This is a genomic window from Paenibacillus oryzae (assembly GCF_001675045.1).
Taxonomy (GTDB): Bacteria; Bacillota; Bacilli; order Paenibacillales; family Paenibacillaceae; genus Pristimantibacillus; species Pristimantibacillus oryzae.
Genome location: NZ_LYPA01000080.1, coordinates 202,458 through 221,411 on the forward strand (window position 1 = coordinate 202,458; position 18,954 = coordinate 221,411).

Genomic DNA, 18,954 nt, shown 5'->3' on the forward strand with positions numbered 1-18,954 from the left:
TCCCTTAAATTGACATTTAAAGACGAAAGTTGTCGTCTTCCTGCTGATATTCTACTGAATTGAACAAACAAAAAACATATACCAAAAGGGATATATCTTGATAAATACGACAAGCAATTTGCCAAGCAATCGTATTTACAGGGGCTTAAGTCATTCAAGTCCATGAAGCCTTAGCTGCCATTTTATTAAGCAAACTCCTGCCAGCAACCAGTGTCGAAGGGAAGTTTTTTTTGAAAAAAATAAAAAAAATTTTTCTGACAATTGAAAGCGATGCCAAAAAGCGCTGTCTTTTCAGCTGTTTCAACGGTTTCCACGATTTTCTCATTTTTTGATTTTTGATGCTGACAGGCCGTTCCCTATGGGCGTTCAGCCTTGACGCGTCCCTAAACCTCATGTTACGGTCTTGTTAACATAATTAACGCGTTGCTTGTAGGCAAGCATAGAAAGGAGCGATTTATTGTGATAAAAGCATTGATTTTTGATTTTGACGGAACGATTATAGACACAGAAACGCCATGGTATTACGCATTGCGCGATCGGTACAAGAGCTATGGCGTCGAGCTGACGCTCGAGCAATATTCGCAATGCGTGGGTACCAGTCTGCACCAATTCAATCCCTACACGTATTTGATGACCGAGCATGGCTTGCCAATCGATGAAGAGGAGTTCCGGGCTGTCGTACATCGCGACCATACGGAATTGATGGGCAAGGAGAAAATCCGTCCCGGCGTTTTGGAATATCTGGAGGCAGCCAAAGCAGCCGGCTTGAAGATTGGTCTTGCATCAAGCTCCAAGCGGTCCTGGATTGAGAGGCATCTGGATGCGCTTCGCATCGGGCACTACTTTGAATGTATGGCGACGGCCGATGATGTAAGCAAAGTGAAGCCTGATCCGGAGCTGTATCGCTTGGCTCTCCAAGGACTTGGCGTTGAGCCGGGCGAAGCAGTCGCTGTAGAGGATTCGCCTAACGGAGCAAGAGCGGCCGCTGCTGCCGGCATGCATTGCATCATTGTTCCTAATGAGCTGACAAGGCTGCTGCCCTTTGATGAAGGCAATCTGAACAAACATGCCGAATCACTGGCTGATGTGGACTTTGACGAGCTTGTCAGCAAAGGCTGCGGCAGCAGCGCAATCGGGGCATAGACCGGGAGTTTCGGTATAATTACGGTATAAATATAAATGGAGGTTGCCAGCAGTCCAGGCTGTTGCGTCCTCCCCAACGATAAATAGACAGAATATTCAAACTATTATAGGTTGAGGAAATGATGAAGGGTGGGGGGAAAGCCATGAAGGCCATCCATTTCGGAGCGGGAAACATAGGGAGAGGGTTTATCGGTTTGTTGTTGTCTCAGTCCGGTTTTGAAGTTACCTTTGTGGCCAGAAATGAAAAAAAGGTGCAGCTGCTGCAGCAGCAAAGGCGGTATTCCGTGATGATGGCTAATGAAGCCAGGGATACAGAGCTTGTCCGGAATATTAATGCGGTTAATAGCAGGAATGTTGAAAAAATCGCAAACGAAATTGCCGATGCCGATCTTGTTACGACAGCGGTAGGCTTGGGAGCGCTGGAGCATATTGCGGAATCCATAGCGGCGGGCATTGAGCTAAAGCTGCGGCGGGACAATCGCAAGCCGCTGCATATTATTGCTTGTGAAAACGCCATTGACGGCAGCACACAGCTCAAGCGGCGCGTTCTTAAGCATATTCCAGAAGAGCTGCGGAAGGTGATGGAGGAAAGCGTAGCGTTTCCTTGTACGGCGGTAGACCGGATTGTGCCGGCCCAAGCCGATGATAATCCGCTGCGTGTAACGGTAGAGCCTTATTTTGAATGGGTCATTGATTGCTCCTCTATGCTGGAGGGATTTCCTGAAATCGAAGGCGTCAAATACGTGGATGATCTGGAGCCATATATCGAGCGAAAGCTGTTTACGGTCAATACGGGACATTGCGTTGCGGCATATTATGGATATCTGGAAGGTTATGAAACGATTCAGGAGGTAATGGGGGACGCAAAGCTCCGGAGGCGGGTCATTAATGCCATGAAGGAAACCGGGGAGCTGCTGAGAGCCAAATATCATTGGGATAAAGATAAGCACAGACGGTATATAGAACGAATGGCGAGACGATTTTCCAATCCCGGATTAAGGGATGATGTGCTGCGCGTAGGCCGTTCTCCGCTGCGGAAGCTATCGCTCAACGACAGACTTGTCCGTCCGGCCATGCAGGCGCACCGGCTTGGACTTGGAACTGAACATTTAGTTGAAGCGATAGCCGCGGCGATGATGTTTGATCATAGAGAGGACCCGGAGGCCGTTCAGCTGCAAAAAGCACTCCTGGCTCGCGGAGCGGACGAGGTTGTTACGCAATATATGGGCATTCCGCAAAAGCATGCTCTCCATCAGACCATTACCAGCCAGTATTATAAAATGAAGCATCAATACAGACCAGCGATAGCGAGTCGCTTCTAAAGTGAAGCTTTAAAGGATGCCTAGCCGCATTCGGTAGCTAAACAGAACGGAACGGCTTTTACCGCCGAAAATTTCCCTCGCCAGAAGGCGGAACGATTCTGCTGCTTGGGGCAACGCGTCGGCCCCAAGCTTCAACGCTGTCTGCAAACCGCCTTGGCTGAGTGCAAGATTGACATAGCGGACGGCATCGAAGAACTCCCGGTTATGGAAGACCACTTCGTTGACATAGCGAAAATGCCCCGACATCCGAATGTTTTCGAGATGATGCTCCTTGCCCCATTTGCGGGCGGGCTCCTGCCCCTCCAGCCTGGCCAAACGCTCGGCCGTTTCGTCCGCTTCTGCTATCAACGCGAGATAGGCTTGCTCCAGCCTCCAATCCAGCACGGGAGGCCAGTCGCAATCATAAGCGGCGAATACCCCGCCGGGCCGAAGCACGCGTGCAAACTCCTTCAGGGTTGACTTTGGCTCCATCCAATGAAATGATTGAGAGCAGGTAATGATATCCATGCTGTCGTCCTTCATATCCAGAGCATGGGAGAAGCCGGGGACAAAACGGAGATGCTCAGGGCTGCCGGCAGCCGCCCATTTGGATAGAGCGACTGCCCTCATGTCATCGCTTGGCTCTACGCCGATCACATGGTCTGCTTTGTCCGCCCATATCCAGCTGGAGAGGCCCGTTCCGCAGCCAACATCAAGGACGCTGCGGGGGCGTTCGCCCAGATAGGAGGTTAGAATCGACACAACCTCTGTCGGGGCTGCAGGGCGATTCTGATCGTATAATTGACCGAACCCTTGGAATCTTTGGACATTGCTTTGCCGGATGTCATTCAGCATTGGATTTCCTCCTTGGTCTGATACTTGTATTTTCAAGCCTTGCGGCTTATCATTGCGATGGGAATGACGTTTTTCATTTACGGATAAAATACGATTGCTGTTGAACGCTGTTAAGGGTTTCCAATTGCTTTCTCACTCAACTTACCATGTGCCGTTTCTGTTCGTCAAACAGGTGCTGTATCAGGCGCTTGGTCCAAATTTTGGGCATATCGTACAAATGGGATTTTGATGTTGCCTTTGTGTCGCCTTTGCATATTTATGCAAAATAGTGCAAATAATATTCGCTATTGTCGTTGATTGATGCGATTTAACGCGTTAAAACATGACATCGTCGGTTACTCATAATAACAATAGGTGAAATGTTAATTTTCAATGAACGAAACGGCAAAATATTTGTACTTATCATACAAAAAAATCTTCCCAAAACGGAGTCGCAGAGGGTAAAATGAGAAAAACTCTCTTTTGCCGACTAAAGGATTTGGCTAGCGCTGGCTATTCCGGCTTGTCGCAAAGGGGTGAAATTTACCAAGGAGAGGCTGAAGTTTACGATGTCAGTTACGTTAGTGGAAGAAAACTTGAATCCTTACCAGATCGCTCAACAACAGGTTGACGCTGCGGCGTCGCTCCTTCAATTGCCGGAGGAGATTATTGGAATTCTTAAGCGCCCGATGCGTGTGCTAACCGTGAACTTTACAGCCCGTATGGACGATGGTTCAATTCGGGTGTTTGAAGGATATCGTTCCCAACATAACGATGCAATCGGTCCAACTAAGGGAGGCATTCGCTTCCATCCGGATGTAACGCTTGACGAGGTTAAAGCCTTGTCCATGTGGATGAGCTTTAAATGCGGCGTTGTCGGTCTGCCTTACGGCGGCGGCAAAGGCGGGGTCATCTGCGATCCGCGTCTGCACAGCAAAAGCGAGCTGGAGCGCATCAGCCGGGCATACATGGAGGCTATTGCCGACTTTGTAGGTCCCGACAAGGACATCCCTGCGCCGGACGTTTATACCAACGCGCAAACTATGGGCTGGATGATGGATACGTACAGCCGTTTGAAGGGCAGATATTCCCCTGGCGTCATTACGGGCAAACCGATTATCCTGGGCGGCTCCAAAGGCCGTAACGAAGCGACAGCTCAAGGCTGCGTGTACACGATTCTGGCTGCGCTTGAGGATATGGGCCTGGCGCCGGAAAAAGCAAGTGTAGCTGTTCAAGGCTTCGGCAATGCCGGACGCATCGCAGCTCGTCTGCTTAGCCAGGCTGGCTGTAAAATTGTTGCGGTGAGCGACTCCAAAGGCGGCATTTATCTGGAGGGCGGCCTTGATATTGAAGAGGCGGAACGTCTGAAGGACGAAGGCGCATTGGCTTCATACAAAGGCGCCGAGGCAATCAATAACGAGCAAATTATCGGACTGAATGTTGATATTCTGGTTCCTGCGGCATTGGAAAATGTCATTACGGCTTCCAATGCGCATACCGTACAGGCCAAAATCGTGGCGGAAGCAGCCAATGGACCTACAACGCCGGAAGGCGACCGCATTTTGGCTAAAAAAGGCACAGTCGTTATTCCTGACGTATTGGCCAATGCAGGCGGCGTAACCGTTTCGTACTTCGAGTGGGTGCAAAATCTGATGCACTACTACTGGAGCGAGGCTGAGGTGCTGGAGAAGCTGGAAACCAACATGATCCATTCGTACCGCGCCGTTCGCGACCTGGCAAAAGAGTTCTCTGTCGATTTGCGCACAGCTGCTTACATGATCGCTATCAAGCGTATTTCCGCAGCTATGCAAGCAAGAGGCTGGGTATAAGAGGCCGCTTTATCAAGTTTTATCTTAAAGAAAAAGGTGATTAGCAGCATGGGTAAGCAAATACGCATTGGCATTGTCGGCTACGGGAATTTGGGCCGTGGCGTAGAAATGGCCATATCGCAAAATCCGGATATGAAGCTGGAGGCTATATTCACGAGAAGAGACCCTGAGTCCATCTCGGCGAGTGTTAAAGCTTACGCTATCCAGGATGCGGAGCTGTTCCGCGACCAAATCGACGTCATGATTTTGTGCGGCGGTTCTGCAACGGATCTGCCTGAACAAGGGCCTTATTTTGCGCGATTGTTCCACACGGTAGATAGCTTTGATACACACGCGCTCATTCCCGAGTATTATGAAGCGGTGAATAAAGAAGCTTCTGCGGCAGGCAAGGTCAGCGTCATCTCCACGGGCTGGGACCCGGGCTTGTTTTCACTGAATCGTCTTCTTGCGCAAGCGATTTTGCCGGAGGGCAAGGAATATACCTTCTGGGGCAAAGGCGTAAGCCAAGGCCATTCCGATGCTATTCGCCGGGTTGCCGGCGTCAAAGCGGGCGTGCAATACACCATTCCGAGCCAAGCTGCGGTTGAACGAGTGCGCAGCGGCGAAAATCCGGAATTGTCTACCCGCGAGAAGCATCTTCGCGAATGTTTCGTGGTGGCTGAAGAAGGCGCCGATCAGGAAAGCATCAAGCAGGAGATTGTTTCCATGCCTAACTACTTCGCCGATTATGATACGGTTGTCCATTTTATTAGCGAAGAGGAGCTGCGGAGCAATCATTCCTCTATGCCTCATGGAGGCATGGTGCTTCGCAGCGGCAAAACAGGCGCAAACAGCACACAGCTTATTGAATTCGGGCTTAAGCTGGACAGCAATCCCGAGTTTACGGCAAGCGTGCTGGTGGCCTACGCCCGGGCAGCCTATAAGCTGGCCGCGGAAGGCGGCAATGGAGCCAAAACGGTATTCGATATTCCGTTTGGCCTGCTGTCACCAAAAAGCCCGGCAGAGCTTCGCAAGGAACTGCTATAGTCCGACCAGCAGCCGCAAGGCTTGCATAAACCGCTTTGGCGCTTTGGCGCCAGAGCGGTTTTTTTCGGTTTTAATCAAATAAGCCATACTGTATGGCCGTGGCTTCGTCTATAATGAGTAAGAGTTTGATTATTTTGCATGGAGGGTAACGATTATGGCGTCCAAAATGGTAATGAACGAACAAATAAAAGCGTCCGAGGTTGTACTGAAAGGGCTGGACGGCGAGAACTTAGGGGTTGTGGAGCGCGAGGAGGCGCTGAGGCTGGCCCGTGAGCTGGGGGCGGATCTGGTCTGCGATAATTTGATGAGCAGCCCGCCGCCATGCCGCCTGGTTGCCAAAGGCAATGCGAGACGGGAACGGGAAAAGCAGCAGCAGGAGGAGCGGAAGGCGCAAGGAGGCGGCAAGCTGAAGGAGATACGTCTGACCCCGGCTATTGAAGACCACGATTATGATACTAAGCTGCGGAGTGCCGAGAAGCTTTTGAAGGATGGCAACCGCGTGTTGCTTTCGGTGCAGGCCAAAGGCAAGGAGGGCGCAAAGGCCAAGGAGCTGCTGGAGCGTATGTTGGCTGATCTCGCAGGCACAGGACGCAAAACAACAGGCATTCAGGTCAGCGGCAAAGGAGCCGCGGTTGAGGTTGCGCCGCTTTAACAGATAAATTTAAGATAAAAAGAACAGGAGTCCAATATGCTGCGTCGATTTTTTTCCTATTATAAACCATACAAAAAACTGTTTTTTCTGGATTTTGGCTGCGCGGTGCTGCTCGCCATTCTGGAGCTTTGTTTCCCGCTTGCGGTTGGTTATGTCGTAAATACGCTGCTGCCGGATGAAAACTGGGGACTGATTATTTCCGCCTGCGTTGTGCTGCTGCTTATTTATGCTGTAAATACCATTTTATCCTATATCGTCACTTATTGGGGTCATATGCTAGGCATCAATATTGAGACGGATATGCGCAGAGCGCTTTTTGATCATGTTCAGAAGCTGTCGTTCCGTTTCTTCGACAACAACAAGACCGGTCATTTGCTGTCGCGTATGACCAACGACCTGTTTGAAATCGGCGAGGTAGCCCACCACGGACCGGAGGATATGTTTATCGCGGCGATGACGCTGGCAGGCGCCTTCGGCATCATGCTGTACATCAATCCCGCATTGGCCATTATGACCTTTGTGATCGTTCCCGTCATAATTGTGCTGGTGCTGTATTTTAACGGCCGGATGACCAAAGCGTCCAACAGGCTATTCAGCGATATGGCCGATTTTAATGCCCGTGTTGAAGATGCCATCGGCGGCATTCGCGTTGTTCAGGCTTTTGCTAATGAAAAGCATGAAAGCAAGCTGTTTAAAGGAAACAATCTGCGGTTCCGCGAGGCAAAGCTGCTTTCCTACAAAATCATTAGCACGAATGCCTCCGTTTCCTACATTTTGATGCGTCTGGTACAGTTATTTGTGCTGATGGCTGGTGCGTATTTTGTTATTGCAAAAGGGATGAACTATGGGGATTTTGTGACGTTTGTGCTGTTGACCAACATCTTTTTTAAACCGATTGAAAAGATTAACGCAGTCATTGAAAGCTATCCAAAAGGGATTGCCGGCTTCAAGCGTTACACCCAGCTAATGGATACCGCTCCCGACATTGCGGATTCGCCTAATGCCATCGCGGTGGACACGTTAAGAGGCGATATTCGATATAACAACATTTCGTTTGGCTATGAGGGTGAAGCGAAGGTGCTGGAGGACATCAGCCTTTCGGTGGCTGCTGGCGAAACGATTGCATTCGTAGGCCCCTCGGGCGCCGGCAAAACAACGATATGCAGCCTGCTGCCGCGTTTTTACGAAATAGAGGGCGGAAGCATCTCCATTGACGGCCACGACATACGGGATTTGACGCTTGAGTCGCTGCGCCGCAATATTGGCATTGTGCAGCAGGACGTGTTCCTTTTTGCTGGTACGATTCGCGAAAATATAATGTACGGCAAGCTTGGCGCAAACGACGACGAGGTAATGGAGGCCGCCAGACGCGCTCGTCTGGAGGATTTTATTAAATCGCAGCCAAATGGTCTGGACACGGTGGTTGGCGAACGGGGCGTGAAGCTGTCCGGAGGACAGAAGCAGCGGCTGGCCATTGCCCGGATGTTCCTGAAGAACCCGCCGATTCTTATACTGGACGAAGCGACGTCGGCGCTGGATACGGAAACGGAGCAGGCGATCCAGCAATCGCTGGCTGAGCTGTCCGTGGGACGTACCACGCTTGTTATCGCTCATCGTCTTGCCACAATCAAAAATGCCGACCGGATCATCGTGGTTACGGAAAACGGCATCAGCGAGCAAGGGCGGCACGATGAACTCGTTGAAGCCGGCGGCATCTACAGCCGCCTCCATGAAGCGCAGTTCAGCCGCGTATAAGGATAAGCATAAACATAAACATAAACATAAACATAAGCGCAAGCACGGCTAAAATGTGATGTCTGCAAGTAATGTTTATGGGCAGTTCCGACAGAGATAAGGCCCAAGAGTGTGGTTTTCCACAGACTCTCGGGCCTTTTCACTAAACGGGAAACGAGCGAACGGACGCTTTAACGAGCGATATAAATTTTGGACGAGCTTCTTCGGCTACGCGTACAACCTGCTCATGGGTGAGCGGCTCCAGCTCGTCGCCAATTGCCATATCGGTGATGCAGGTAATGCCCGCTACGGAGATGCCGCAATAATTAGCCGCTACAACCTCCGGTACAGTGGACATGCCTACGGCGTCAGCGCCCCATGCCGCCATCATCGTAAGCTCTGCTGGCGTACAGTAGGTTGGGCCGGAGATGCTGACGTAAACGCCCTGCTGCACCTTCACGCCCAGCTTATCGGCTTGCTCCGCCACAATGGAGCGAAGCTCCGGGCTATAAGCGCGCGACATGTCGGGGAAGCGAGGCCCCAGCTCTGGAATGTTAGCGCCGATAAGCGGATTGCTGCCTGTATTGTTGATATGGTCCTTGATCAGCATCAAATCGCCTGCGGAGAATGCGCGATTCATGCCGCCTGCCGCATTGGTGACCAGAAGCGTGCCGATGCCCAGCTTTTTCATCACGTAAACCGGGAACACAACTTCCTTCATGGAATAGCCTTCATAATAGTGGAAACGTCCCTTCATGACCAGGACGGTTTTGCCTTCCAATTCGCCGATTACGAGCTCACCGGAATGACCCTCTACCGTGGATACCGGGAAATGAGGAATTTCGCTATAGGGGATAACGGTTGCGTTCTGCACCTCATCCGCCATAACGCCCAAGCCGGAGCCCAGAATCAAGCCGATAGCCGGTTTGTTATTTAATTTGCTTTCGATGTAAGCGGCTGCTTCATTTATTTTGTTCAACATCTGTTCCATGCGCTGCATCTCCTTGTCATCAGGCGGACGCCCGATGTTCTTTTTTCACGAAGCATATCCATAATAGCCCAACAAGCAGGGTAAAGTAAACCATAACGGCGCTGTTGTTGTTGATTGTCCATATAGCGTCTATAATGAAAGAATATCCATCATAAGGTAACGGGAGGAATATAGAAGTGAGCAACCATACAAGCCTGACAAAAGCCGAAGTAGCGGCAATGATTGACCATACCATTTTGAAAGCTGATGCAACCCGGGAAGAGGTTCTCCATATCTGCAAGGAAGCTGCCGAGCACAAATTTGCCACCGTTTGCGTAAATGCAGGCTGGGTGCCGCTTGTCGCAGAGGCGCTTAAAGGAACAGGAGTAGGCATCACGACAGTTGTTGGATTCCCGCTGGGCGCAACAACAACAGCCTCCAAAGCCTTTGAAGCAGCGGAAGCGATTCAAGCCGGAGCAACTGAAATCGACATGGTGCTGAATGTGGGACTTCTCAAATCCGGAGACGCCGAAGGCGTGCAAAGAGATGTAGAGGGAGTCGTTGCGGCTTGCCGTGACAAAGCTGCTCTGAAGGTCATTCTGGAAACAGGGCTTCTTAGCGATGAAGAGAAGGAGCTGGCCTGCCAGCTTTGTGTAAAAGCCGGAGCTGATTTTGTCAAAACCTCGACCGGATTTGGCAAGGGAGGAGCTACGGCGGAGGATATCGCCCTGATGCGCCGGATTGTCGGCCCTGATCTGGGAGTAAAAGCCTCCGGCGGCGTTCGCGATCTGGAAACGGCTCTGCAGATGATTGCAGCAGGTGCAACCCGCATCGGCGCAAGCGCCAGTGTAGCTATAGTAACCGGCGGCAAAGGCGAGGGGTACTAGGGCGTGTCTGAAAACCCGCTTGAGGTCATCTTGCACCGCCTTTTCGCTCCCTGCTGCGTCAGTTTTGTTTGACTTACCCCCGGTAAGCCTGCACAAAACTTCTTTGCCTGGGACAAAAAATTGGCACTACCCCTCGGAGTATTCAGACACGCCCTAAATAGGGCTGACTTGATCAAAGCCCTTTACTACTGCTATCAAAAATAAAAAAGCAAACTTCAAGAATGCTGTTTTACCAGTGTTCCGGAAGTTTGCTTTTTAAGTTGATTGTCAGGGTGACAGTTGGAAAATTACAATTTGTACGATTTTCCACACAAAACACTAATTGAAATGGGGTATTTATTTCGTTTTGTATGAAGAATCATACAAAATGAAAAAAGCGCAGCTTCCAAGCGGATATTTTGTATGAATAATCGTACAAAGTGACAAGAAAGGCATTTGTTCGCCCTTATTTTATACGAAGAATCATACAAAATAACCAGTTTTGTAGACCGGTAGCTAAGTAACTCGGTAGCTCAGTAGCAGCTCAGTAGATCGTTAGCTAAGTGACTCTGTAGCTCAGTAGCAGCTTAGTAGCTCAGTAGCTAAGTAACTCTGTAGCTCATTAGTAGCTCATTAGTAGCTCAGTAGCTTAGTAGCTAAGTAACTCTGTAGCTCATTAGTAGCTTATTAGTAGCTCGGTAGCTCAGCAGCAGCTCAACAGCTCGGTAGCCCAGCAACTAAGTAGCTCGGCAGCTCAACAGCTCAGTAGCCAGGTCATAGGCTGTCCTGTCTAACGCAGCCGAGCTTAAGCCTGGCTGCTTTCGGCGGTTTTGCGCTTTTCGCGTTCCAGGTCGGCTGCAAGCTCGTCTGTTATCCCTGCTGGCTTTACGCCAAAGCGGTATGCCGATCTGGCGATCAAGTGGCCGGTGACCGGCGCCGTCAGGAATACAAAGATGATACCCAGAAGCAGTCTGACGCTAACCTGATTGTGAACAAACATGAAATACAGAAAGGTGCTCAGCAGAATAAAAAGTATCCCTAACGTAATGCTTTTTGTGGCGGCATGAGAGCGTGTATAAACATCCGGCAGCCTAAGGAAGCCGAGCGAGCTGATAAGGCTAAGCACTGTCCCCGCAAGCACCATGACTACAACGACGATTTCAATCATTTCTTTTCCGCTCAATCACAACACCTCTTTCCAAAAACTTGCACAATGCGACTGTACTCAGGAAGGCCAAAATGCCGATCAGGAGTATTGTCTCCAAATAAGAGCTGGAATCCAGCATTATGCACAATACAGCTACGATACCAATAATATTGTATCCGATGGAATCAAGGGCCAAAATGCGGTCGGGCAGCGACGGGCCTTTTACCACCCGGTACAGGGCAATGGCTATCGAAATCGTTAGCATAATGAGTGACGTCATTAGCAGTGTCTGGAACATTAGCGCATCACCTCGATTATAGCATCTTCAAAACGGTCTCTTGTGCGGAGAATGCTTTTTTTCATGCTTGGCACATCCATCGCATGCACGTACATGATGCCTTCATCCGGTGCAATTTCCATCACAACAGAGCCAGGCGTCAGCGTCATCAGGTTAGCCAGCATAGATAGCTCCCATTCCGTGCGCATACGCGTTTTCATTTTGAAAATGCCGGGTTCGATATTTAGTCGAGGTCTAATGATCTGCCAAGAAACAACGGCGCTTGACACAAACAGCTCAAGGGAGAACAGGCCGACCAGCTTGGCAAGACTCCATAGCTTGCGTCCATAAAACGGCGTAGGAAAAAACCGGCGCATGGAGAAGATAATAAACGCGCCTAATATAAAACCGATGACAAAGGTTAACATGCTCCATTTGTCATGCAGCAGCATCCAGATCATGGCGACCAGCAGGTTCAGCAAAATTTGCATCGTCATTATACATCACATCCTTCCGGGGCCTTATGAAAAGACGGCATCGATATAGATTTGCGGATTAACCAGCGGTTCGACAGCTTGATTAATATACGGCATCACAGCTTCGGCGCCGAGTCCAAGACCAACAACCAGCGCGGTTAACATAAAACCCGGAATCAAAACCCCTCTGCCGCTGGACTTCTGCTCGCCCTCGCTTAGCAGCGTTTCGCCCCAGAAGCTGTTGATGAATATTTTCATAACGGAATACAGCACAAGCAGGCTGGTTAGCAAGCTAATGCCCGCCATCAAGTAATAGCCTTCATTTACGCCGCCTTCCAGAATCATAAATTTGCCGATAAAGCCGCTCAGCGGAGGCACGCCTGCAAGCGCAAGCGCCGAAATGAAGAATAGCCAGGTCAAAATAGGGCGATAGCGCACCAGACCGCTAATTTCCCTAAGCTTGTCGGTGCCTGCAATAAGGACAATGGTGCCGCCAAGAATAAAGATTAATCCTTTGGCTATCATGTCGTGTACCAGGTAATAAATGGCGCCGTTTAAGGACGCTTCGGTTGCAACGGCGACGCCAAACAGAATAAAACCAACAGATATAATGACGTTATAGGCCAGGATTTGCTTGATGCGCCAGTAGGCAATGGCTCCGATCGCACCTAATATCATCGTTAATGCCGACATCCAGAGCAGGATGGTATGCGTAATTTCCGGCTGATGGGGGAAGATCAGCGTGAAGGTGCGAATGATCGCATAAATGCCTACCTTGGTCAGCAGGGCTGCAAACAATGCAGCGATTGGAGCCGGAGGGGCGCTGTAGGACCCGGGCAGCCAGAAAAAGAGAAACAGTCCCGCCTTGAGGCCAAATACCATCATAAGCAGAAGGCTGACGGTTGTCGTCAAGCCATCCTGGCCTTGCTCTGCAATGCGCTGAGCGATATGGGCCATATTCAGCGTACCGGTTATGGAATACAAATAACCGATTGCAAGGACGAACAAGCTGGAGGATACGATGTTAATAATGATATATTTGACGGTTTCCCTCAGCTGGACGCGTCCTCCTCCCAGGCTGAGCAGCACATAGGAAGACAGCAGCATCACTTCGAAGAATACAAACAGATTAAAAATATCTCCGGTCAGGAAGGAGCCGTTGACTCCGCACAGCAAAATCATCATTAGCGGGTATGCATAATGCCCTTTTCGCTCTTCGCCGATAAAATGAAAGGCAAAAATGAGGCAAGCAAGCGTTACGATAGAAGCGACGGTAACCAGAATAGCGGCCATCATATCCGCAACAAGCGGGATACCGTAAGGCGCTTCCCATCCGCCCATATGAAGCACCTGAATGCCGCTTTTCGACACCTGGCCGATAAGAATGAATGAAATAATAATCGTGGCAATCGTGCCCAATCCGGCAATCCATTGCTGGAGACGGTATTTCGTGCGGAAGAAAAACAGGCTGACGCCAAGGAACAGAGGAATAAACAAAGGCAATACAACTAAATTATTCATGGTCTTGTCCCCTTAATTTCTCTATGTTGTCTGTCCCGTGCTCCCTGTAGGTTCGGTAAGCCAGCACAAGAGAAAACGCGGTAAGCGAAAAGCTGATTACAATCGAGGTCAGAATAAGCGCCTGAGGAACAGGATCGGTATAGCTGGCGGCCTGCTCGTCGAGAAGAGGCGCCGCCCCCTTCTTCAGACCGTTTATCGACATCAGCATAATGTGAACGCCATGGGTAAACAGGGACAAACCCAAAATAATGCGAAGCAGCGTTTTGCTCAGGATTAGATAAACTCCGGAAGTAAACAAGGTTCCAGCAATAATCGTCATTACTATTTCCATACTATTCGTCCTCGCTAATGCTACGTATTATCGTCATCGTTGTACCAACTACGGCCATATATACGCCAAGATCAAAAACAAACGCGGTGCCAAGCCCTGTTTTGCCCAAAAGCGGCAAATTGACGTATTCGTAATATTGAAACAGAAAGTTATCGCCCAACAAAACGGAGGCAAGACCGGTCAGTAAGGCAAGCATGACGCCGATTGCGCCAACAATTTTGAAATCCAGCGGAATGATGTCGCGTACTGTCTCCACATCAAAGGCCAGATAGAGCAACGTAAAGGCCGAGGCCGTAATCAATCCGCCGATAAAACCGCCGCCGGGATTATTATGTCCGGCAAACAGAATATAGATGGAATAAATCATGATGATAAAAACAAGCACTTTAGCTGCGGACTGCAAAATGACGTTGGAAAATTTCACCGGCTCCCCCTCCTTGACTTGCGCAGCTTGATTAAGGTGTACACTCCGATGCCGGCCGTGAAAAGCACGACGCTTTCCAGCATGGTGTCGAAGGCACGGAAATCAACAAGAATGGCATTAACCATATTTTTTGCTCCAGTGAGCTTGTAGGCATCCTCAAAATAAGTGGCGATAGGCTTGAACTGGCTGCTGCTATGGGCAGAAATGCCGATCAAGGTTAATACAGTCCCCACGCCAATCGAAATCAGCAGATTGACCAGCCGCAAACGGATGCGGACCGTCTCCGATTTCAGCTTGGGCAGGAAATAGAAGCAAAGCAGGAATAACGCAGTTGTAATCGTTTCGACAACAAGCTGGGTCAATGCCAGATCCGGCGCCCTGAAAATAACGAGCATCAATGAAACGAGGTAGCCAACCGCTCCTACTGCTATAATGGCCGTCAGACGCGTCTGGACGAAAATAACAAAGCCGGCAAGCACAGCGATGGAAGCCGCCAGTATATATTCATACAAGGTAATAGGCGAAGCCCCGGCCGGATTGGCTCCGAATGCTCCTTGAAGCACAAAAGCGCCGCCAACCACAAAAATTAAAAATCCGAACATATAGCTCAGGTAGCTATGAAGCGAACCATTCATGTAGAAGCTGGTGATGCGGGAGGACAGATTTTCCGCCCCGGCCAAGCCTCTGTCGTAGAAGCTGTTCAAGGTCAGCTTGCGCGGCAAATTATAGTAGATATCCATCCACTTTTTGAAGGTTCTGAACAGGAGCGTGCCGATAATAACAATGCCTATCGTCATGAACAGCTCCAGATTGAGGCCGTGCCAAGCTTTGATTTTGACACTAAAGCTTTCACCGGGTCCCAGCAGATTCGGAAACACGGAATGCAACGTTGGTTCCAGTAGCGAATAGGACACCAGATTTGGGAAAAAAAACACAAGCACAACAAGACTGGCGAGGATAACCGGCGAAATGAGCATGCCAAGCGGCGCCTCATGCGGCTTTTTGTCCAAACGGTCGGGGTGATAGTTGCCCGTAAAGGTTTTGAACACCAGAATCATGCTGTAGACAAAGGTAAAGATGCTGGCGATCCATGCAGCGATTGGCAGCAGGACGGTCCATTGATCCAACGTGCGGGATACCGACAATACTCCGGTAAAAAACATTTCTTTACTGAGGAATCCGCTGAACGGAGGCAGCCCGGCCATGGAAAGCCCGCCGATAACGGTCAGCGTAAAGGATACCGGCATCAGGCTCATTAAGCCGCCCAGCTTTCGGATATCGCGCGTACCCGTCTCATGGTCAAGAATCCCCACCACCATAAAGAGACAGCCTTTAAAAATAGAATGGTTAAACAAATGAAAGATGGCAGCCAGCATGGCGCCGGTGAACAAATCGATTTGCGCTGAATAAGAAGGATTTAACGCAAGCGATCCGATGCCGAGCAGGGACATGATCAATCCCAGCTGGCTGATCGTGGAATAAGCAAGCAGCGCCTTCAAGTCCGTTTGACGAATCGCCATAAAGGCTCCCCAGAACAAGGTGACGGTGCCGCCGATCGTAATAATCCAGAACCAGTTCATATCTCCGCCGAAAATAGGGGTAACGCGGGCGACGAGATAAACGCCGGCCTTAACCATGGTAGCAGAATGGAGATAAGAGCTGATTGGCGTTGGCGCCTCCATCGCGTCCGGCAGCCAGATATGGAACGGAAACTGCGCCGACTTGGTGAACGCTCCCAGCAAAACAAGCAGCATGGCGGGAATAAACAGGGAATGGCTCGTGACGACGTCCCGCATGCCGATAATTTCACGAATGCTGAAGGTGCCGGCCATGGAGCCCAGCATCAGGAAACCCAGCAGCATTGCAAAACCGCCAAAAACGGTAATCAGCATCGCCTTTTGCGCGCCGTATCGGGAATTTTTGCGCTGGTACCAATAGGCGATAAGCAGGAAGGATGACACGCTTGTTGTTTCCCAGAATACATAAAGCACCATTAAATTGTCTGACAAAACGACGCCGAGCATGGCGCCCATAAAAAGAAGCAAATAAACATAAAAGTTGTGAAGAGCTTCTCTCTTCATCGACATATAATAGATGGAATAAAGCACAACCAGACAGCCGATTCCGGTAATGATGAGTGTAAAGAGCAGGGACAGACCGTCAAGGTGAAGCGTAAAGTCTATGCCTGCGGAAGGAATCCATGGAACGCTCCGCACAATGGGAGCTTGGCTGTTCTGAATAGGGAATTGGGACAGGAAATAAACGAACAGCAGAAGGGGGACAACGATGACGAACCAGCCCGTATGAACGCGGGCGATTTTCTTAAAGAAAAACGGCACAAGAATGGTGTAAAGGAAAGGCAATAAAACAGCTACATGCAGTAAAGACAACTTGTGACCTCCTAATATGTACTTTGTTTGGTGCAGAGTTCATATTGGCTGTACGCAATTCAAACCCGAGTGAACGACAATGCCATTAATAGTATACACTAATCGCATTGACAGAACCAAACAAAAATTGTACTCTGTATTCAATGTCGGAAGCGGCATCATAGCTAAAAAGCCGCTCTGCACAAGAAGTTTAGATGAGGTGAATATTTAAATTGAAGAACGGTAGAATGGATGAAAGCATACTTGTTTGCGTCTACTACGGCCCTAACGGCGAACGTTTGATTCGCCGCGGCGGAAAGATTGCCAATATGCTGGACTGTCCTTTTTATGTGCTGACGGTGGACCCGCTTCCAGAAGACGAGCTCGACATCGAGAAGGTGCATTACATCGAGCAGTGGAAGGAATTAGCCAAGGAGCATGGCGCGAAGGATTTTATTATCAAATATAATGAAACCCGTCCTATTGCCAAGGTTATCGGCGATGTTGCAAAGAAAAACAACATAACCCAGCTGGTATTGGGGCAGACCGCCCAAAGCCGGTGGAAGGAAATTACTAAGGGCTCCTTCATTAACATTCTGCTGAACGAAATTCCATTTGTTGATCTGCACATTATATCCGTTTCCCGCGAGCTGAAGAACAGGGAGGGCTTCTATGAAAAAGGAGTGCGCGCTTATCTTCAGGAGGATCAATCGGAATATCGCCTTTGCTTCAATCATACCGCCAATGATGTCCATGAGGGCATTTTTTATAAAGAAATGGGAACCGACTTTAATAACGGCGTCTTTAAATTTATGAAAAATAATTGCATGATCGAGGTTCAGGTTGTCGACGATTACGTTAAGGATCTGGAAGACCAGATGAAGTCGGTCGATAATGTGAATGCAAACAAAGAATTTGTTAAAAAGGATTAGCCCTATCCTTGAATAAGCCTTAAGGCTTATTCAAGGATAACAGCTTAACAAAGGATAAAAGCTTAACAAATTCGCAAAAAAGGCCAATGCCGGGTGTAAAACCCGATATTGGCCTTTTGTCATGGCTCCCTATACCCCGTCATGGTGTGTATGGCGCACATGGTATGATTTACGGAATTACTTCGATGAAATTTCGCAGCCGATGGTCAAGACGGCCTCCAGCTTTTCTCCCGGCTGCAGCTTTACCAAATGCTCCTGCCTGTTTAATTCTCCCGTTAATGCCATCCAGGGCTCGACGCAAACAAACGGTTTTCCTTCCACGGACCACAAAACCACATATTTGAATATGGAGTCATAGATCAGCTTTACGGTCACGCCTTGCGCAACCGGAAACGAAATCTCGTTTGCCGCAGCGTCCAACAAGGCAACGGACTCCACCAGCCCTTCCAGGTCAAGATGGCCGCTATAGGGCTTCTGGATATTGTCATTGTAATCGAGATAGGCTGAAGCATCCGTGGCATAGGGAATGTCTTTGCCGCCTTCAATGGAGAAATACGGATGGAAGCCGGCGTAAAACGGCATTTCCTCATCGCTGCCTGTGTTGCGGTACGACTGTTTAATATGGAGCTGTCCCTCTGCCAGCGTATAGGTGAACACAAGCTGAAACGGGAATGGATAAGAGGCCATCGTCTCCTCGTTGCTGGTTAATGAAAGGGTAATGGAAGCGCCGCCCTCCGTGGAGGTTTTCTCCACCGTCCATGACGAGGTGCGGGCTACTCCGTGATTGGCCATGGAGTAGGTTTTGCCCTTCCATTGATACGCCTTATTCTCCAGCTGGCCGCATATAGGGAACAAGACGGGATTTCCTCCGCGAATGTTGGCTGCGGGATCAAGGAAGGTAGCCTTGTCCAGATAAAACAGCTCGCGCCCTTGCAGGGTGCAGCCAATCACGATGCCGCCGCGTTCCGGGCATACCAGAACCCTGGAATTGCTGCCGCTGTCAGTCAATTCATAAATGTGATATGTATCCTCATAGCTTCTGACTTCATATTGACTCATGATGAAAGCAACCTCCATTATCGTGTTTGCTTTTATTGTGCCTTATCTGTCCCAACAGGTAAA

The 18,954-nt window shown here is 49.6% G+C and carries 18 protein-coding genes; 8 read left to right on the forward strand and 10 right to left on the reverse strand.

Going from position 1 to position 18,954, the window contains the following annotated elements; translation table 11 throughout:
* The first annotated feature begins 459 nt into the window (after positions 1–459).
* Positions 460–1,143 (forward strand): HAD family hydrolase, encoded by a 684-nt coding sequence (locus A7K91_RS24865; RefSeq protein WP_068687182.1) that lies wholly within the window; start codon positions 460–462, stop codon positions 1,141–1,143.
* Between the two features lie 143 nt (positions 1,144–1,286).
* Positions 1,287–2,465 (forward strand): mannitol-1-phosphate 5-dehydrogenase, encoded by a 1,179-nt coding sequence (locus A7K91_RS24870; RefSeq protein WP_068687183.1) that lies wholly within the window; start codon positions 1,287–1,289, stop codon positions 2,463–2,465.
* A gap of 9 nt (positions 2,466–2,474) precedes the next feature.
* On the opposite strand, the gene A7K91_RS24875 is transcribed toward A7K91_RS24870, so the two are convergent.
* On the reverse strand, positions 2,475–3,299 hold the full coding sequence (locus A7K91_RS24875; RefSeq protein WP_068687184.1) for a class I SAM-dependent methyltransferase: 825 nt from the start codon (positions 3,297–3,299) through the stop codon (positions 2,475–2,477).
* Between the two features lie 548 nt (positions 3,300–3,847).
* Here A7K91_RS24875 and A7K91_RS24880 point away from each other — a divergent pair.
* The 4 genes from A7K91_RS24880 to A7K91_RS24895 all read left to right on the forward strand — a co-directional run bounded on the left by A7K91_RS24880 (position 3,848) and on the right by A7K91_RS24895 (position 8,540).
* Positions 3,848–5,107 carry a Glu/Leu/Phe/Val family dehydrogenase gene (locus tag A7K91_RS24880; protein WP_068687185.1) on the forward strand — a complete coding sequence of 420 codons (1,260 nt, stop codon included), beginning with the start codon at positions 3,848–3,850 and terminating at the stop codon, positions 5,105–5,107.
* Between the two features lie 48 nt (positions 5,108–5,155).
* The gene (locus A7K91_RS24885; protein WP_068687186.1) at positions 5,156–6,133 is read left to right on the forward strand and encodes a diaminopimelate dehydrogenase; all 978 of its coding nucleotides are present in this window, start codon (positions 5,156–5,158) and stop codon (positions 6,131–6,133) included.
* A 154-nt stretch (positions 6,134–6,287) separates the two neighbouring features.
* Complete coding sequence (gene infC / locus A7K91_RS24890; RefSeq protein ID WP_245697810.1) at positions 6,288–6,785, forward strand: translation initiation factor IF-3; 498 nt, start codon at positions 6,288–6,290, stop codon at positions 6,783–6,785.
* A 36-nt stretch (positions 6,786–6,821) separates the two neighbouring features.
* Positions 6,822–8,540 carry an ABC transporter ATP-binding protein gene (locus A7K91_RS24895; RefSeq protein WP_068687187.1) on the forward strand — a complete coding sequence of 573 codons (1,719 nt, stop codon included), beginning with the start codon at positions 6,822–6,824 and terminating at the stop codon, positions 8,538–8,540.
* A 142-nt stretch (positions 8,541–8,682) separates the two neighbouring features.
* Here A7K91_RS24895 and A7K91_RS24900 read toward each other — a convergent pair whose 3' ends face one another.
* A complete protein-coding gene (locus A7K91_RS24900) occupies positions 8,683–9,510 on the reverse strand; it encodes a purine-nucleoside phosphorylase (RefSeq protein WP_068687188.1) in 828 nt (275 codons plus the stop codon).
* Between the two features lie 218 nt (positions 9,511–9,728).
* Here A7K91_RS24900 and deoC point away from each other — a divergent pair, with 218 nt between their 5' ends.
* The gene (gene deoC, locus A7K91_RS24905) at positions 9,729–10,376 is read left to right on the forward strand and encodes a deoxyribose-phosphate aldolase (RefSeq protein WP_068687385.1); all 648 of its coding nucleotides are present in this window, start codon (positions 9,729–9,731) and stop codon (positions 10,374–10,376) included.
* Between the two features lie 784 nt (positions 10,377–11,160).
* Here the strand turns inward: deoC and mnhG are convergent.
* Genes mnhG through A7K91_RS24940 form a run of 7 tightly spaced genes read right to left on the reverse strand, consistent with a single transcriptional unit; the run spans position 11,161 to position 16,921 of the window.
* Entirely contained in the window at positions 11,161–11,538 is a 378-nt protein-coding gene (gene mnhG / locus A7K91_RS24910) for a monovalent cation/H(+) antiporter subunit G (protein ID WP_068687189.1), read from the reverse strand.
* The gene (locus A7K91_RS24915; RefSeq protein ID WP_068687190.1) at positions 11,516–11,800 is read right to left on the reverse strand and encodes a Na(+)/H(+) antiporter subunit F1; all 285 of its coding nucleotides are present in this window, start codon (positions 11,798–11,800) and stop codon (positions 11,516–11,518) included. The genes mnhG and A7K91_RS24915 overlap by 23 nt, the downstream gene beginning before the upstream one ends.
* Positions 11,800–12,276, reverse strand: a complete 477-nt coding sequence (locus tag A7K91_RS24920; RefSeq protein WP_068687191.1) for a Na+/H+ antiporter subunit E — start codon at positions 12,274–12,276, stop codon at positions 11,800–11,802. The genes A7K91_RS24915 and A7K91_RS24920 overlap by 1 nt, the downstream gene beginning before the upstream one ends.
* Before the next feature lie 24 nt (positions 12,277–12,300).
* Positions 12,301–13,776 (reverse strand): Na+/H+ antiporter subunit D, encoded by a 1,476-nt coding sequence (locus A7K91_RS24925; protein ID WP_068687192.1) that lies wholly within the window; start codon positions 13,774–13,776, stop codon positions 12,301–12,303.
* Positions 13,769–14,107 (reverse strand): Na(+)/H(+) antiporter subunit C, encoded by a 339-nt coding sequence (locus A7K91_RS24930; protein WP_068687193.1) that lies wholly within the window; start codon positions 14,105–14,107, stop codon positions 13,769–13,771. The genes A7K91_RS24925 and A7K91_RS24930 overlap by 8 nt, the downstream gene beginning before the upstream one ends.
* 1 nt (position 14,108) lies before the next feature.
* Entirely contained in the window at positions 14,109–14,531 is a 423-nt protein-coding gene (locus A7K91_RS24935) for a Na(+)/H(+) antiporter subunit B (protein ID WP_068687194.1), read from the reverse strand.
* On the reverse strand, positions 14,528–16,921 hold the full coding sequence (locus A7K91_RS24940) for a Na+/H+ antiporter subunit A (RefSeq protein ID WP_068687195.1): 2,394 nt from the start codon (positions 16,919–16,921) through the stop codon (positions 14,528–14,530). Before A7K91_RS24940 ends, A7K91_RS24935 begins: the two co-directional genes overlap by 4 nt.
* A 227-nt stretch (positions 16,922–17,148) precedes the next feature.
* Between A7K91_RS24940 and A7K91_RS24945 the strand changes: the two genes are divergently transcribed.
* Entirely contained in the window at positions 17,149–17,832 is a 684-nt protein-coding gene (locus A7K91_RS24945) for a universal stress protein (RefSeq protein ID WP_068687196.1), read from the forward strand.
* A gap of 177 nt (positions 17,833–18,009) precedes the next feature.
* Here A7K91_RS24945 and A7K91_RS24950 read toward each other — a convergent pair whose 3' ends face one another.
* Positions 18,010–18,891 (reverse strand): aldose epimerase family protein, encoded by an 882-nt coding sequence (locus A7K91_RS24950; RefSeq protein WP_068687197.1) that lies wholly within the window; start codon positions 18,889–18,891, stop codon positions 18,010–18,012.
* Positions 18,892–18,954: the final 63 nt, after the last annotated feature.